Source organism: Bacillus sp. Root131 (assembly GCF_001429475.1).
GTDB classification, from domain to species: domain Bacteria; phylum Bacillota; class Bacilli; order Bacillales; family Bacillaceae_G; genus Bacillus_A; species Bacillus_A thuringiensis_S.
The window spans coordinates 15,435-31,407 of record NZ_LMJQ01000007.1 but is presented as its reverse complement, the minus strand read 5'-3'; the positions used below and the strand labels follow the sequence as shown (position 1 = coordinate 31,407).

Genomic DNA, 15,973 nt, shown 5'->3' with positions numbered 1-15,973 from the left:
TAAATGAGAGCGGTGTCTTTAGACAGATTGTCCATTTTGTCCGTTTACTATAAAACGCTTTCATTTTAACATGAGTAGTAAGAAGAAGATTTCAAATATATCACAATATATTAAAGGAATTGAGGGATAATCACAATGAAAAAGATTATAAACAAACCAGAAACATTAGTAATGGAAATGTGTAACGGAATGGTTATGGCTCACCCAGAGCTTGAACTTTTGAAAAAATATAAAGTTATTAAGAAGAAAGAAATGAACGAAAACAAAGTAACATTAATTAGTGGCGGCGGTAGTGGCCATGAGCCGGCACATGCAGGATTAGTCGGAAAAGGAATGTTAGATGCGGCGGTGTGCGGAGATGTGTTTGCGTCACCTTCACAAATTCAGGTGTATCAAGCGATTAAAGAGACAGCTAGTAAAAAAGGAACGTTATTAATTATTAAAAATTACAGCGGCGATATTATGAATTTCAAAAACGGAGCTCATTTAGCGACGGAAGATGGAATTGAAGTCGACTACGTAAAAGTGGATGATGATATTGCGGTAGAAGATAGCCTATATACAGTAGGACGCCGCGGCGTTGCGGGAGTTATTTTAGTTCATAAAATTGCCGGCGCAGCAGCGGAAGAAGGTATGGATTTAGGAGCGGTGAAAGCTGTAGCGGAAAAAGCAGCGGCTAACGTGCGCACAATCGGTTTAGCGTTAACTTCTTGTACAGTTCCAGCGAGCGGATCACCTACTTTCACACTTGCGGAAGATGAAATGGAATACGGCGTAGGTATTCACGGCGAACCAGGAATTAAGCGTGAAAAAATGCTGTCAGCAGATGAACTAGCTAACCGTATGACAAATGATCTTGTAAAAGATTTAGGAGTAAAAGATGGCGAGGAAATCGCACTTCTAGTTAACGGTTTTGGCGGAACACCACTGCAAGAACTTTACTTATTTAACAACGCAGTGACGAGAGAATTAGCTGCTAGAAACATTAAAATCAATAGAGTATTCGTCGGTAACTATATGACAAGTATCGATATGGCTGGCATGTCTTTAACAGTGATGAAGTTAGATGATGAGTTAAAAACATTACTATCAAAAGAGTGTAATACACCAGCGTTTAAAGTAGATGGGTCAGTTGAAAGTGTAGAGTACGTGAATGTACTTGAAGAGAAAGAAGAGAAGGAAGTTTCCTTTGAAATAGAAACAGCGGAAGAGCATGCTGTGATTAAGGATAATGTTATTACATTAAACAACATGATTTATCTCGTTGATAAAATGAGCGACGTTATTATTAAAAACGAAGTACCGTTCTGTGAGTTAGATACACACGCAGGTGACGGCGACTTCGGAATGAGTGTGGCAAAAGGATTTAAGCAATTAAAACGTGAGTGGCATTCTATTGTAAATCAAGAGAACGTAACGATTGGGTCATTCCTTGACGGTTGTTCAATGATTATTATGGAACATTGCGGCGGCGCATCTGGTCCAATTTGGGGTGGTGCATTCCGCGCAGCTAGCAAAGCAGCAGGCGAAAAACGTGAGCTAACAGTGAAAGAATTCGCTGAAATGTTGCAAGCAGCACTTCAAGGTATACAATCTATCGGAGAAAGATCATTTGGTAGAGGAGCGGTAGTTGGTGACAAAACACTTGTTGACGCACTTGCTCCATGTGTAGACTCTTGGTTAAATAGCGCTTCAAACGAAGAAGACATGAAAACTGCTTTTGAAAAAGGAGCAGAAGCAGCAGTTAAAGGAGCGGAGTATACGAAAGAAATCGTAGCTCGCATGGGCCGCGCCGGTACAGTTGGTGAAAGAAGCTTAGGCTATCCAGATGCAGGTGCACATGCACTTGGAGTTATCTTTACGGAGATTGCTGGTAGTTTGAAATAGGATTAAGAAGATCCCTTCTACCTTAAGGTAGAAGGGATCTTCTTAATATTGTTTTTTGATATGTATATTGCTAAATATGTTCCAATAATTGATCCTATTGTATTAAGAATAATATCATCTACATCAAAAGAACGACCTATAAAAGGAACTAGTATTTGGAGAAGTTCAATTGAACAACTTACTCCCATGCATATAAGTATGTTTATGGTTAATTTATTAACGAATTTTATATATAGCATGAATGAAAATGGGATAAATAAAACAATATTCCCTATTATATTTTTGAAAGAGATAAATATTGATTTGTTTTCAACAAAATCAAACATACTATAAAAAGGTATATAGTTATGTATTCTATTTATAGTATATAGTTCTGGATCTAGTTTTATTGGGAATATAGTTAAACTTATTATAAATATAATTGAACTATAGAAAGTGAAATTAAGAATCTCTTTTTTATGTTCAATTTTAGTTTTATTTATTATTTTATAACTAATAAATAAAAAGTAAATTATGAGAAACAATGTTATAAAACCTGTGTTTTTTAATTCCATTATTTTCATCTCCAAAATGATCATTCGCTAATTAATTTTTTAATAGATCAATTATTTTTGTTCTTTTTTTACTGAATACCATTATAAACAGTACTAAAATATTGATTGTTAGTATTAAAGTTAAACTAAACCATAGAGGTAAATTAAAAGTTGGTATTGTTCCTAAGTTCATAATTTTCAAAGTGATAGGGATAAAGACTGTTGTTAATTTCATAATTAAGTTTGAAAAAATAATTCCTAGAAGAAATCCGATAGTTGCAAATAAGGTATATTGAATTAAGAATGTTAAAAATATTTCCTTCCAAATAAACCCGGATATATAATAAATTATCATTTCTTTAACTCTTTTTTGCATATTTCTTTGGATAAAAAAGTATAAGCTTATGATTATTGAAAGTTTAACTATAATAAAAATTATTAAGAATAAATTTGTTATTTCTTCATGGCGTATTCGATAAAAATAATTTTGTATAAATAGAATAAATTTAAAATTGAAATATAATCCAATCGTTCCAATTGTATTATATATAATAATCCAAATGTATTCGTTAGAGATTATAAATGAATTTTTGATTTGTTTATTGATAAGCGTAAACATTTTTTTGTATGTCATAATCTTACGTCTTAGTTAATTTAGTCGGTTGAATTTTCGCGATTTTAAACAAGGAAATCAGACTGCTTAAAATTGGTATTGTTATACCTAATATAAGACAGATGATATTAGATAATATAAAATCGTTTATATCAATTTTAAAATCAGCAAAATATATAGTAAGAAATTTATTTGAGAGAAATTTTATTATTATTAGTAGTGACCCAGAAATAATTAGATTTAACAATACACTTAAACCACTAATAAATAGAGTTTCTATCGAGAAACATTTTAAAATATCTAAATTTAAATATCCTACGGTCTTTAAGATACCAATTTCATTCATTCTTTCTCGTATTGATTCTAAAGTATTTGAAATTATATTAAATATAGAAATTATTAATGTTAGTGACAAAAGCAAGAAACCTATCATCTTTATATAAGAATGAATATCTTTTATGTCTCCAAGCTCTGATTTTAAAATAACGTTAAATTTTTCTTTTTCAATTATGCTTTTTATGTTGTTCAAATTTTCATATTTGTTAACTACTACAGCCATATTTTGTACATTAGTTTCTTTTTGGAAACTAGTATTTAGATTTAGTAAATCAGAATAAGGAATATAGAATGTGTCAGGTGTATCAAATGTAGTTGTTGGATCATATACACCTACTACTTTGAATTTATATTCCCCATATGTATGACCAGTTTGATTGTATATTTTATATTTTAATGTAATATATTCCCCTATAAAATCTGCACCATTTAAAAAATTGTTTTTTTCTTTAGTTAATCCTATTTCATAACCTAGAGGATCTAAGGAAAATTCAGTTGGTATAAGGGCAACGTTCTTGGAGTTTTCATATATTCCATTTCCTTTTACTATATTGGGTGAAATTTTATCTAATGCGGGTTTAAGGAATATCTCTCTCTTGGTTAGATTTTGATTTTTTTCAATCTGAACTTCTCCGCCATTATTACTAATCCAAGGATAAATTTTAATAATATCTTTATGGTTATTGAATTTTTCATAAATTTTCTCTTTGTTATCATCGCGTGTTCCTGTTTCTACAATTAAAGTTTTGAAATCAACAGTATTAAGTAATTTTGTTTGTATGAAGTTGTTGAGTCCGTTTGATATACAAATGGTTAATGTTAATAATATTAAAGCAATTGTTGTAATTAATATATTGATTGTATTTTTTTTTCTTCTTCTTAATAAGTTAACTGTAGCTAATTTTATATAAAGCTTTATTTTCAATGCTTTTCCTCCAATTCCCCATTTTTTAACTCGTAAATTGTATCGGTATAATTTTTCACGCTTTCATTATGAGATATAACAACAACTGATTTTCCTATATTCACTAATTCTTTGAATATATTAAATATATTTGATTCATTTTCTTTATCTAGATTACCTGTTGGTTCATCTGCTAAAATACAATCTGGATCGTTAGCTAATGCTCTTGCGATTGCTATACGTTGCTGTTCTCCTCCAGATAATTCATTTGGGAAATGATGTTTTCTATGCTCTAAACCAACTAATTTTAATAACTCATCAGCTCTTATTTCCATATCATGATAATTGTATTTTGGATTAACATACATTGGTAACATTACATTTTCATAAGCTTTCAATAAATTATTTAGGTGATATGATTGAAAAACAAACCCTATAGTAGACATTCTTAAAAATGCTGCTTCTTTAGGTTTTAAGTTAGAAGTTTGTTTCCCATTTATATATATTTCTCCTTTGTCTGGGATATCGAGTAATCCTAATAAGTGCAACAATGTACTTTTTCCAGCGCCAGATTTCCCAACTATAGAATAAAAATTATTTTTTTTAATTTCTAAATTCACATTATCTAGTATGACTAAATTATCTTTATACTCTTTATAGATGTTATTTGCATAAATTAATGTATTACTCATAAAATACTCCTTAGTATAGATTAAAAACCAAGTATTTGTATTTAAAACACAAATACTTGGTTTTTGGTTTATTTTATCTTGAAGACATTACTACAGGATCAGCTGTCAATCCTTCTCTATCGGATGTACTAAAGTGGTAGAAGTATTTGCCGCTTTTTACATATCCTAAATTTTTATTATTAGTGTAATATCCAGTTAGATTTACTATGCCGCTAGCGTGTGTAGTATGTGACCATGAACCACCAGTGCGAACGCTAGTGCTTACACTAGTATGATTTCCACCTTCTTTATAACTAGTTGGTGTCATTTTTATATTATGAGTTCCTGCAGAAAAACTTCTCTTTGCTCCGGTTACCGTTGAGTTTGAGCTTATATCTAAACTTGAAGAATATGAGCTAGCTGAAGCTACAAGACTTCCTGCTAGTAGACATGCCACGAATACACTACTTCCTAATGCAAATCTTTTTTTGTTTTTCATTTTTTTCCTCCTCATAAAAAATACAAACCAAATTTGGATGTTATTATTTTGATACGACTTATAAGAGTTATATTAGAATATATAGAAATAAAGATATAAAGTAAATAGGGTTCACGTCATCAAAAGTATAAAATTGTACCTTGTGTCACAATTTAGGCAAGTTTTTGACATATTTCAATTGATTTCCTGTACCTTTTGGTATGTTAAAAATCCTTAATCCGTATAACGGCTGTAATTTAAATAAGTTTATTATTAACTATAGTTTGTAGAATATAAGGGGATTTTTAATGAAAAGCATTCTATTCATTTGATTATCTTGTAGTAAGCGAAAAACGTGAGCTAACAGTGAAAGAGTTCACTGAAATACTGCAAGTAGCACTGCAAGGTATACAATCTATCGGTGAAAGATCTTTCGGTAGAGGAGCGATAGTTGGTGATAAAACGCTTGGAGTTATCTTTACGGAGATTGCGGGTAGTTTGAAATAGGAATTAGCAAGTCCCTCTGCCTTAAGGTGGAGGGATTTTTATATAGTTGATATGTAGAAGACTTCTTTCGGTGCTCTCTCTGTAAAATATGAGTTTGTTACTATTTTTGATAAAATCTTATTTCAAAACTACAACTAATATTTCTCAACATTAATATATTGAAAATAGTTAGAATATTCAAGGTGATCATTTATGAAGAAATATATTATAAAAAAAGGGGGAATTTATTTTGTTACGTCGTTTATCTATTTGTACAGTACTAACAGCTTTTATGTTTACTTTGTTTACATTTAACGGCTCTGCTTTCGCGGCTACGAATGCTACTGAAAATGAAACAGTAGTAGCAGCTTGTGCAAAGGGAGGTACGGTAGGTGTATATGGTGCAAAGATGCGCAGTGGTTACACTGTTGGATCACCTGTCTTACATACATTTAATGATGGTACGAAAATTACTGGAACATGGGTAACCGGTGAATATGTTCAAGGTCATTACAGTAATTCTAAACAGTGGTTAAAAGTTACATATAAAAGGATGACAGGTTATGTATCCCATACAACATTATATAACGTTTGCTCATAAAACTATGTACTATAATAGCTTTTGATGTATTGAGCTAATCTCTTCTAGGGATTAGTTCTTTTTTGTCTCTTAATTTTTAATGGAGCATTTTTTGAAAAAAACCAACGATTCATTAAATCGATGGTTTTATGTTTATCCCGCATTAACGGGCAGTAAGACCCACACCTCAAAATTCAGCGGAAGCAAAGAAGTTAGGTGGAGGATCACCTGCCCGTAAACGCCCCACTGATTAAAGTTTCACTTTATATATTATTCATTTGTATCTATATCAAATTTTCCGGTACTTTTTGCTTATTTGAGAGATTTCTTCAATCAAATTGTATTTTAGACTTAGTTTTTTTGTGATTGCAGCTTATCAATTTTCCAGTATGTTTGTAGAGGGTCTAAAGAGCTTTCAATATAAAACATATATTCATCTACGGTACCTGGTGCTTCAAAAGCTATTTTCAATTCTACCGTTTCATTTGGTTTAACTTGTATATCAGAAGGGTTTTGATCAAGCACCTTTCCTTTATAGATCTTTCCGTCTTTTTCATCTTTTAAGTTATATTTTAATTCTGATAGTCCAATCGTTTGACCTCGTACATTTTTTACAGAGACATTAACCATGACGGAATCGTTGCTAGCATTTAAATATGCACTTTGAACAGCGGCCAAGTAATAGCCTCCCTTAACACTCTCGCCAACTAATAAAATACCTTGTTCCAAGCGGCTCATATCTTCCTTTTCTTCAAAGTTTATTAATTCTTCATTTACATTTTTTGCGCTTGGTTCTTCTATTGGAGCATTTTCAACGGCACTATCTGTTTTATCTTGTGTGCAAGCAGCCGTAACACTGACTAATACTAGAATGAAAGTAAGTAATATAGATAATTTTCTCATAAAATTTATCTGTCTCCTTAAGTTTCTCAATTTTGTGCAGCTATACATATAAGATTAACATAATGTCTCATTATTGGCACAAAATAGGGGTGGGTTAGACATCTTATTCTTTTTAATTTTAATATACATTCGATTGGTTCTCGCGATATTTGTTAATCTTTTAAAACATTAGCTTAGTAATACCGAGGGTTATTATAGATATATTAATCATATAATTTGTCCATATCAAAATGAACGTTTTTTGCATCTAATATATTGTAAATATATTTTATTTTGAAAGGATGTGATTATATGGCTCATAAATCTACTGGGGTGTTTCGAGTTCCAGTTTCTGAAAATGGGATTATTCCAACTGCTCTCAACATTATGTTAAACAATGATTCACGCTGCCATACTAGTAATGTAACGGTAACTGTTAAGAGAAGCCGAAACACTTTTTTCCCAACTCAAAATGAATTAGTTGAAATCTCTCGTACTTTTGTTTCTTTAGAACCAAACAGAACAACTAAGATTGTATTGTTTACTCCAGAATTCCAAATAGAAGATTTCCTTGATGTCATCATTAGTGGAACTAAAGATGATGTTAAGGATGTTCTTGTATATTCTTTCTTAGCAGATTCAGTAGGGCATAATCTGCCATCTACTGTTTTCAGAAATGCAGAATACACTTTTGCTTGCTGACACCGTGATGATGTATTCTTTACGGTCGTATATCTGAATTGAAATGTTAAATAGGAGTTGATTTAACATTTATCCCGTATTAACGGGCTGCCCGTAAATGCAGCAGGCGAAAAACGTGAGCTAACAGTGAAAGAGTTCGCTGAAATGTAGCAAGCAGCACTTCAAGGCATACAATCTATCGGTGAAAGATCGTTCGGTAGAGGAGCGGTAGTTGGTGAAAAAACGCTTGTTGACGCACTTGGGGTTATCTTTACGGAGATTGCGAGTAGTTTGAAATAGAAATAAGAAGATCCCTTCTACCTTAAGGTGGAAGGGATCTTCTTATTATTGTTTTTTGATATATATTGCTAAATATGTTCCAATAATTAATTCTATTGTATTGAGAATAATATCAGCTACATCAAAAAAACGACTTATAAAAGGAACTAGTATTTGAGGTGGGTTTATTAACGAATTTTATATATAGCATGAATGAAAATAGGATAAATAAAACAATGTTTCCTATTATGTTTTTAAGAATTAATTGAGTAGGTACTTGTAAAAATAAAGAAAAGATACCAAAAGGAGCATTCTGCCGACTTAAATTATTTTAATATTATCGTTCTAAGTTTAAAAGCTATAGGGATTTTTTCTGTGGGATTTGTAAGTAGTTTTTACGAAATTATGAGTGTTTTTTATTTTGTAATTCAATAAGTTCATCTGGTAGCATTTTTGTATAATATTCTTTTTCTGTTAGTTCAAATATAAATAATGCTTTTTTCCAGTTATAAATAACATCTTCTACATTATGTTGTTTAATTTTTAATAAAAACTGACCTTTTAAATAGAAGAGTTCACCTAATAGGTATAACGTATTTAGATTAATTGCTAATTTGATGCCCTTATCAATGTATTTTATTGCCTCTTCATGTTGATATGTGAAGTCCAAAGATTTTGCTAAATTTAACATGATTTTCAACTTAATTTCTTTATCTCTAGGAAAATCTAACTTATTAAAATTACTTAAACATCTTTTTAATATATTAATACTTTTTTCATATTCTTTATTTTCCGCATAAAATATAGCCATTGTTTGCATAATATCTATTTCTCTTTCTGATAAAAAATCAGAATTAGTTAAAGTCAGTTTTAATGCATTATTTAAAAAATCTAAAGCATTTTTTAATGATTTATCCACTATAAATATAGCAATTGCTTCATGCCATATTAGAAATTGTTTCTCTTCTTTTGTTTGAAAATTATTTAAGTTTTTCTCTTTTTTCACTATTTCATAAAGTTCTTTATATTGTTTTTGCTTTAAGCAATCTTTTATTACGTATTTTACATTTTCTACATATTTTAATCTTTTATTTTGAGTTAGTGCAAATATATTATTTGGATCAATACCAAGTCTTTCTGATAATTGATATAGCAATATACTAGATGGATAAATCATACCTTTTTCAATCTTGCTAATTTGACTTTGTGAACATATTCCATGACATAATTCGGATTGTGATATATTTTTTTTGATTCTAAGTTCTTTAATGGTAATACCCAAATCGTTAAATTCCATTCTTCCACCTACTATTTAGCACTTTCACTTTATTAATATAAGAATATTCCCTAACCTTAATGTAATGTAAAATTAATATAGTTGCAATTATTGTTTTAAAGGAATAAGATGCTGAGACTTTTATATGTACAAAAAAGATACCTTAAGGTATCCTCGCAATTGATATATGAGACTATAGTTTTCCAATCAGAAAAAATTTTGGATCAGCCCATAAATGATATATCGTGATATTTAGTTTACTTAGTATGGATTTTTACAAACCTTCCTAATCCCTCTATTTTCCATTTGATAAAATAAAATCCTAATATTACCAATAATTAAATAAATATTTCTACATATTCAATATATTTACATAAATTACAAAAGTGGTACATTTAAGTTGTAAGTTATAAAAACTATTAAAGGGGGATTTATTATGTTCAAGAAATTAGTAGTAGGGCTATTGGCAACAGGTATTGCATTAACAGGAGGAATTGGGGCAGCTTCAGCTGATACGCAAAAAGCTGTGAGCTCTCCGAAACAAGCAACATGCTCAATTCCTTATGAGTATTCTAACGGTAAGTTCAAAAGAACTCTTTATTACTCAAATGGAGTATATGCTAATAGTTTTAATGAAAATGTTTGTGGCGGGACGATTACGTGGTATTTAAAACATGTTCAAAATGGAGTTGCTTTTTACGAAGGTAATTTAAAATAGTAGATTTTTTGAACCTCATTTATTGAGGTTCTTTTATTTTTAGTTTTTAAACTGATTTTCTATAAAAAAGACACCCTAAGGTGCCTTCTTGCGATTTGATCCATCGTAATATGGTATTGGATGCCAATCCAATTATTATTTTACCACATTAAATAGTTGCGGTTATTGAGAAACAATAAAACTCTTTATTTGAATGAAAAAAGCCCTAGGGGGACTAGGACTTTTTTCTAGAATGAATATGATTTAAAAAAGGACTTATATAACGTAACATATGAATGTTTCGTAAATGTATCAAAAAAGTGAACAAAATAGTTAATTTAAATAAAAAATATTTCCTTGTATTAAGCAGCTAGCAAAGGCTAACTGCTTAATACAAGGAGATACAGAGAAGACTAAATGGATTCTGGCATACAGCCTATCAACATTATGGACATAATATTGAGTTTTATTCAAAGGAATTCATGTTTTATAAATTAGATTATGATAGTTGATATTCTCCATATTGACCAGAAAAGAATTAAAAATTCTAGTGAAATTCCAAGTGTTCGTTTCCTAGTTTTTTGAAATTCTTTTATTAAATAGCCAACAGCACTAATTGCTATAAGAATGAAAAGAATAAGTTCGAGTGTAACTGGCATTTTATCTACTCCTAATACAATAATTTATTATATAAAGATTATAAGATATTTTTATGGCTAGTGGTGAAAAATTCAATAGAACTATTTCTAAATGGATGAAATGTTTCAACAGACCAATCAAAGGTTAATACAACAAGTGTTATACAATATACGCATGGAGGGCCATCGGGCTGAAGAAATATTGGAGAATAAAGAGTTGTTAGATTAAAGGATTATTACCGAAGAAGAGTTCGAAGTGTAGAAAAAGTAATTATTAGGTATATAGATGAAACGCTCAGATGAGCGTTTTTTTATTTGTATATTCGCAAGTAAAACAACATAATATCACTATGAATCCTTATAACAATATGAATTTTTGCATATTTTAAAATTCGATATATCCCTCAAAAACTTTTAATTGTATAATATATTTTGTCATATTTTTAGATTTTTCGACATAAACCAACAAAAATAGAGAACATATTGGGAGAAGAAATTATGTACACAAAACTATTAAAATCAATTACATCACTATCACTTATTGGTGGTGCGTTGTTATATACAAATGGCAGCGATGTAAAAGCTGCTGAAGTGGGTGTTTTTTCTGATGTGCCGACATCACATTGGTCATATCCTGCGATTAAAGATTTAGCGAGTAAAAATATTATTTCCGGTTATGGAAATGGGATATTTGGTTTTGGAGATGTTGCGACAAGGGAGCAAGTTGCGGCTTTAATTTATCGAGTGTTAGTACCGAATAAACAAGGCGGTTCGTTTAGTAATGATGGAACTCGTTACGTATTAAAGGATGGGTCTACGTTTAAAAATCCTTACGGTGATATTAATCAAAGTTCTACAATGTTTCCAGAAGAGGTATTAACTTTAACGAATTTAGGAGTTTTTAAAGGTGATGAAAATGGCCAATTTAGACCGAAAGCTTCTGTGAGTCGTGCGGAAATGGCACAAATTCTTACAAATGCTTTCCATCTTGCGGCAAAACAAAAACATACCTTTAAGGATGTTCCAAATCCATTTTGGGCAGAAAACGCAATTAGTGCAGTGCAGTCAAATGGAATCGCAGATGGCACAGGGAACGGGAATTTTGAACCGTATGGCACAGTAACACGTGAACAGTATGCGCAGTTTTTATATAAAACTTTGAAGTATAAAAATGCTGATGTGAAAGACACAGGAGATGCGGCATTATTAACAGCGTTTAAAGAGGAAGTACAAAAGCGTATTAATACGTATGAAACGACTATTACACTTCCATATAAAACGAAAAACAATAATACAAACGAAGTGATGAATACACTTTTTAACGCATATAAAGAAGTTGCAAGTAAAAATGAGTATACAAATAATAATAGATCGAATGTTTCATATGGACTTTCTGGATCACCTGGAAATTATACATTTACGCTTAAGATTACATATCGTGAAACGAAAGAACAGACGGAATATGTCATGAAACAAGCGAAAGCAATCGTTTCTTCTATTACTCAAGTTGGAATGGATGATCACGAAAAAGTGAAGGCGATTCATGATTACGTAGTAAAACATGTTTCTTATGATACGTCTTATAAAGCTTACACAGCATATGAAGCACTTGTAAATCGTTCTGCGGTTTGCCAAGGTTACGCACTATTAACTTATCAATTATTAAAAGAAGCAGGAATTGAAAATCATTTCGTGACAGGAACTGGGGACGGACAACCTCATGCTTGGAATTTAGTGAAAATCGAAAACAAATGGTATCACTTGGATACAACATTCGATGATCCGGTTCCAGATGAACAGGGCCGCGTAACGTATTCGTATTTCAATTTATCAGATGAACAAATCGCAAGAAATCATGAGTGGAACCGCGGAGACTATCCGCAAGCTACAACAAATTATTATAGTACACTGACAAACAAAATTGCGGCAGGTAGTACGAAAACGCCTGCATATCAGCAAATATTAAAAGATACAAAGTTAAACTATTTAGGAAATGAATATATCGTAAACAACTATACCGAATTAAAAAATAAAATGCAGCAGCGTTATAGTGCAAAACCAGAGAAAATTGAAGTGCTGTACAAGCAATCAATGAATGGTGCACTGCAAGATGTGAAAAAGGCAATTGGCGAAATCGATTATCCGCAAGGGGCAAATCGAGTTTCTTATAAAGCGGAGCCTTACAATGCGAAAGAAGGGTATTCTTTAGTGACGATTACGTTTACGTATTAAGAATGAGAAAAAAGCATCTGTTTCAGATGCTTTTTTTTATTATATTGATTCGACAAAATATGACAGGTGAAAACGAATTGGTCTGTTATGATAATTTTTGAAATTTTACATTTTGGAGGATTAATCATGAATAAAAAGAAGATTTTCGCTGCGTTAATAGGAATTGTAGCCTTATTTATAATTATTAATGTAGTTGTTACGAAAGAGAAAACGACATCAACCAGTGAAAAAATGTACTCTGAGAAAGAATATAATAAATTAGTAGATGAATATTTTGAAGAGACGCAAAAGTTGAAAAGTGATATGAGTGTGTTAGAAACTGAAAAAAAATCTCTTGATGAGCAAGTGAAGAAGTTAAAAGATGAGTTAGCGAAAAAAGAGCAACAAGTAGCGCAGCAGCCGGTTCAACAAGAACAACCAAAGCAAGAACCACAACAACCAGCACCAGCGCAACAGCCGGAAAAGAAAGAAGAGCCAAAACCGGAACAACCTACTGGAGCATTCGAAAACCCTATGAAAAGCATAAACAAAACAGATGCAATGAATAAAGTAAAAGAAAAGGCGAAGCAAGACTTCCAAGATGACTATATGACACAAAACTTTGTTGCGGAGGAACAATCAAAAGCATTTGATTTCTTAAACAGTATTGAAATTAAATCACAAGAAGAATTAAATGTAATGAAGAATGCATTGAAAGATTTTTCTAACGACTTTATGACCGCGAAGTTTGTTTATGAAGAGCAAATGAAGGCGAAGAATAAGCAAGGATAAAACAAAAACGCTATCTTTTAAAAAGGTAGCGTTTTTGTTTTGGGTTATAAAGTTATTCCTACATTTGACATATACAGTCTGACTGTATAAAATGAAACTATTCAGTTGAACTATATAGTTTAGCTATATACTTATCGTTACATTGGAGGTCTTTATGAATAGAGATAAAAATTTACCATTAACGGAAACAACGTATTACGTTCTTTTAGCTTTGTTAGAGCCAGCTCATGGATATTTAATTATGCAAAAGGTGGAGGAACTGAGTAATCATCAAGTGAAAATCGCAGCGGGTACATTGTATGGTGCGGTTGAAAATTTATTAAAACAAGGGTTAATAGAATCGGTAAAAAGCGAAGATAAACGAAGAAAAGTGTATGTCATTACGGAACGCGGGAAAGAAGTATTGCATTTAGACTTTATGAGAATGCAGCACATTATTGCGGTTACAAAAAGTTTATTACACGTATAGTTAGGGGGAAACGATGATGTGGAGATTGAAATTCTTTTTAGACTTTGAGAAAGAGGAAAAATGGTTAGAGGAGATGGCTTGGAAAGGCTATCAACTAGAAAGCAATACATTTGGTTATACATTTAGATATACAGAACCGGAAGATGCGACGATTAAAATAGACCATAGAGTATTTAGTAGAAAAAGTGATTTTATTAATTACTGCACATTATTTGAAGATAGTGGCTGGGAGCATATAGCTGGTAATAGGTGGTCAGGTACGCAATATTTTAAAAAGGTAGATGAAGAAAGTGAAGATGACATTTTTTCAGATCCAATGTCACGAGCAGGGAAGTATAAGCGTCTATCTAAAACATTTTTAGAATTAGCGATCTGTTATTTGCCGATATTATTTTTATTTATGTATAGTAATACAATGAATTTAGGAGCCTTTGTAAATCCGAAAGAACTATACTTGACGCCAGGATTATGGGATAAGCAAGGTGTATCATTTCTATGGTCATTCTTATTTGAAACGCCATTTGCATTAATGAGAGGACTTTTTTTGACATTTATCCCCGTTGTGACATGTATGTATTTCGTTTGCTCGTATAAAGCAAATCGATTGTATGAAGAGAGAAGATGATAGGATGGGGTCTCTTAAAGCTGATGCTTTGAGGGGCTTTTTTGAATTTAAAAATGCAACATCTGGGTTATATTGTAAAATATTTACTTTATAAACATTTGAATGTGATATAATTTTAATAATAATATTACTTAGGAGGATGATCATCATTCATACACTTTTAGGTATTATTGGAGTAATTGTTTTACTAGCTTTTGTTATCCATCCCCGGCGTCCCAGGCAAGCGTGTCCCTCTAAAAAATAAACTCGCAGTAATCTTTCCATTGATTGTTATAGCCGGTTTCATTTCCTTTTATATATGATTAAAATAAGAACTTATCAAGTATAAGTATATATATTTTTCTAGCAATGTGTAGTTCCACTAGGAGGTTGCTTATAATGAGATTTCATAAATACACAGTAATGCTTATGTTTCTAGCCATCGGCTCAAGCAATGACTTTTAGGTGTCATCACTGCTATTGTCCTCTTGTTAATCGCTGCATGGACCATACAGACGACCAACATAAATAAATTATTGTATTTCTCAATAAACAAAAATAACTTAACATAGTAAAATAATAGTTGGATGGGAGTCTAATACATATTATTAAAATTAAAGTGGTTCAAGTCGGAGGAAGGCACCTTAGGGTGTCTTTTCTTTATTTTGCTAATGAATAGCTTGTCCTCTTCTATATAACTCTTTAAAATATAAAATGTGCCATCTTTGCCCTTCCCTTATGAAGGGAGGGACAGGAATGAAAAAACGTAAAAAAAAGGCGACCAAAAAGACAGAATCCCAGTCTTTCGTAAGTAATCTAGCATCGTGGACGACAGTACTGAGAAATATTCATTACTTCTTCACGCAAAGCCAGTTTGTAAAACATATAATTCAATTCATCAAAGAACAAATTGGAATGTAAAAAAGTGCTGCTATGATTAGCAACACTCAACTCAA

General features: G+C 31.4%; 17 protein-coding genes. 10 read left to right on the top strand and 7 right to left on the bottom strand.

Annotated elements, in window-relative coordinates:
- The first annotated feature begins 135 nt into the window (after nt 1-135).
- Nucleotides 136-1,887: a dihydroxyacetone kinase subunit DhaK gene (gene dhaK / locus ASE54_RS34775; RefSeq protein ID WP_000720766.1), complete on the top strand. Its 1,752-nt coding sequence runs from the start codon at nt 136-138 to the stop codon at nt 1,885-1,887.
- Nucleotides 1,888-1,904: 17 nt separating this feature from the next.
- Here dhaK and ASE54_RS18700 read toward each other — a convergent pair whose 3' ends face one another.
- From ASE54_RS18700 to ASE54_RS18680, 5 genes are all read right to left on the bottom strand, one after another.
- A complete protein-coding gene (locus ASE54_RS18700; RefSeq protein WP_000421102.1) occupies nt 1,905-2,441 on the bottom strand; it encodes a VanZ family protein in 537 nt (178 codons plus the stop codon).
- 31 nt (nt 2,442-2,472) lie between these two features.
- Nucleotides 2,473-3,039: an FtsX-like permease family protein gene (locus ASE54_RS37610; RefSeq protein ID WP_057096734.1), complete on the bottom strand. Its 567-nt coding sequence runs from the start codon at nt 3,037-3,039 to the stop codon at nt 2,473-2,475.
- A gap of 19 nt (nt 3,040-3,058) precedes the next feature.
- Entirely contained in the window at nt 3,059-4,294 is a 1,236-nt protein-coding gene (locus ASE54_RS18690) for an ABC transporter permease (RefSeq protein WP_000694735.1), read from the bottom strand.
- Complete coding sequence (locus tag ASE54_RS18685) at nt 4,291-4,965, bottom strand: ABC transporter ATP-binding protein (RefSeq protein WP_003256507.1); 675 nt, start codon at nt 4,963-4,965, stop codon at nt 4,291-4,293. Before ASE54_RS18685 ends, ASE54_RS18690 begins: the two co-directional genes overlap by 4 nt.
- Before the next feature lie 73 nt (nt 4,966-5,038).
- The gene (locus ASE54_RS18680; protein WP_000791393.1) at nt 5,039-5,443 is read right to left on the bottom strand and encodes a hypothetical protein; all 405 of its coding nucleotides are present in this window, start codon (nt 5,441-5,443) and stop codon (nt 5,039-5,041) included.
- Between the two features lie 345 nt (nt 5,444-5,788).
- Here ASE54_RS18680 and ASE54_RS36430 point away from each other — a divergent pair, with 345 nt between their 5' ends.
- Nucleotides 5,789-5,929: a hypothetical protein gene (locus tag ASE54_RS36430; protein ID WP_000657807.1), complete on the top strand. Its 141-nt coding sequence runs from the start codon at nt 5,789-5,791 to the stop codon at nt 5,927-5,929.
- Nucleotides 5,930-6,158: 229 nt separating this feature from the next.
- Nucleotides 6,159-6,509: a hypothetical protein gene (locus ASE54_RS18675; protein WP_000946196.1), complete on the top strand. Its 351-nt coding sequence runs from the start codon at nt 6,159-6,161 to the stop codon at nt 6,507-6,509.
- A gap of 330 nt (nt 6,510-6,839) precedes the next feature.
- Here the strand turns inward: ASE54_RS18675 and ASE54_RS18670 are convergent, their stop codons facing one another.
- Complete coding sequence (locus tag ASE54_RS18670; protein WP_001228900.1) at nt 6,840-7,391, bottom strand: hypothetical protein; 552 nt, start codon at nt 7,389-7,391, stop codon at nt 6,840-6,842.
- A gap of 291 nt (nt 7,392-7,682) precedes the next feature.
- On the opposite strand from ASE54_RS18670, the gene ASE54_RS18665 reads away from it, so the two are divergent.
- Complete coding sequence (locus ASE54_RS18665) at nt 7,683-8,072, top strand: hypothetical protein (RefSeq protein WP_000940660.1); 390 nt, start codon at nt 7,683-7,685, stop codon at nt 8,070-8,072.
- A 661-nt stretch (nt 8,073-8,733) separates the two neighbouring features.
- Here ASE54_RS18665 and ASE54_RS18660 read toward each other — a convergent pair.
- Nucleotides 8,734-9,627 carry a helix-turn-helix domain-containing protein gene (locus ASE54_RS18660; RefSeq protein WP_000395471.1) on the bottom strand — a complete coding sequence of 298 codons (894 nt, stop codon included), beginning with the start codon at nt 9,625-9,627 and terminating at the stop codon, nt 8,734-8,736.
- Nucleotides 9,628-10,042: 415 nt separating this feature from the next.
- Here ASE54_RS18660 and ASE54_RS18655 point away from each other — a divergent pair, with 415 nt between their 5' ends.
- From ASE54_RS18655 to ASE54_RS36425, 6 genes are all read left to right on the top strand, one after another.
- Nucleotides 10,043-10,324 carry an LCI fold-containing protein gene (locus tag ASE54_RS18655; protein WP_000473837.1) on the top strand — a complete coding sequence of 94 codons (282 nt, stop codon included), beginning with the start codon at nt 10,043-10,045 and terminating at the stop codon, nt 10,322-10,324.
- Between the two features lie 1,115 nt (nt 10,325-11,439).
- The gene (locus ASE54_RS18645; RefSeq protein WP_000288186.1) at nt 11,440-13,173 is read left to right on the top strand and encodes an S-layer homology domain-containing protein; all 1,734 of its coding nucleotides are present in this window, start codon (nt 11,440-11,442) and stop codon (nt 13,171-13,173) included.
- A 126-nt stretch (nt 13,174-13,299) separates the two neighbouring features.
- Entirely contained in the window at nt 13,300-13,944 is a 645-nt protein-coding gene (locus ASE54_RS18640; RefSeq protein ID WP_001035205.1) for a hypothetical protein, read from the top strand.
- A 154-nt stretch (nt 13,945-14,098) separates the two neighbouring features.
- Nucleotides 14,099-14,413: a PadR family transcriptional regulator gene (locus ASE54_RS18635; RefSeq protein WP_001078063.1), complete on the top strand. Its 315-nt coding sequence runs from the start codon at nt 14,099-14,101 to the stop codon at nt 14,411-14,413.
- Between the two features lie 13 nt (nt 14,414-14,426).
- Nucleotides 14,427-15,038 carry a DUF2812 domain-containing protein gene (locus tag ASE54_RS18630; protein ID WP_002083001.1) on the top strand — a complete coding sequence of 204 codons (612 nt, stop codon included), beginning with the start codon at nt 14,427-14,429 and terminating at the stop codon, nt 15,036-15,038.
- A gap of 735 nt (nt 15,039-15,773) precedes the next feature.
- Entirely contained in the window at nt 15,774-15,938 is a 165-nt protein-coding gene (locus ASE54_RS36425; protein WP_000746319.1) for a hypothetical protein, read from the top strand.
- Nucleotides 15,939-15,973: the final 35 nt, after the last annotated feature.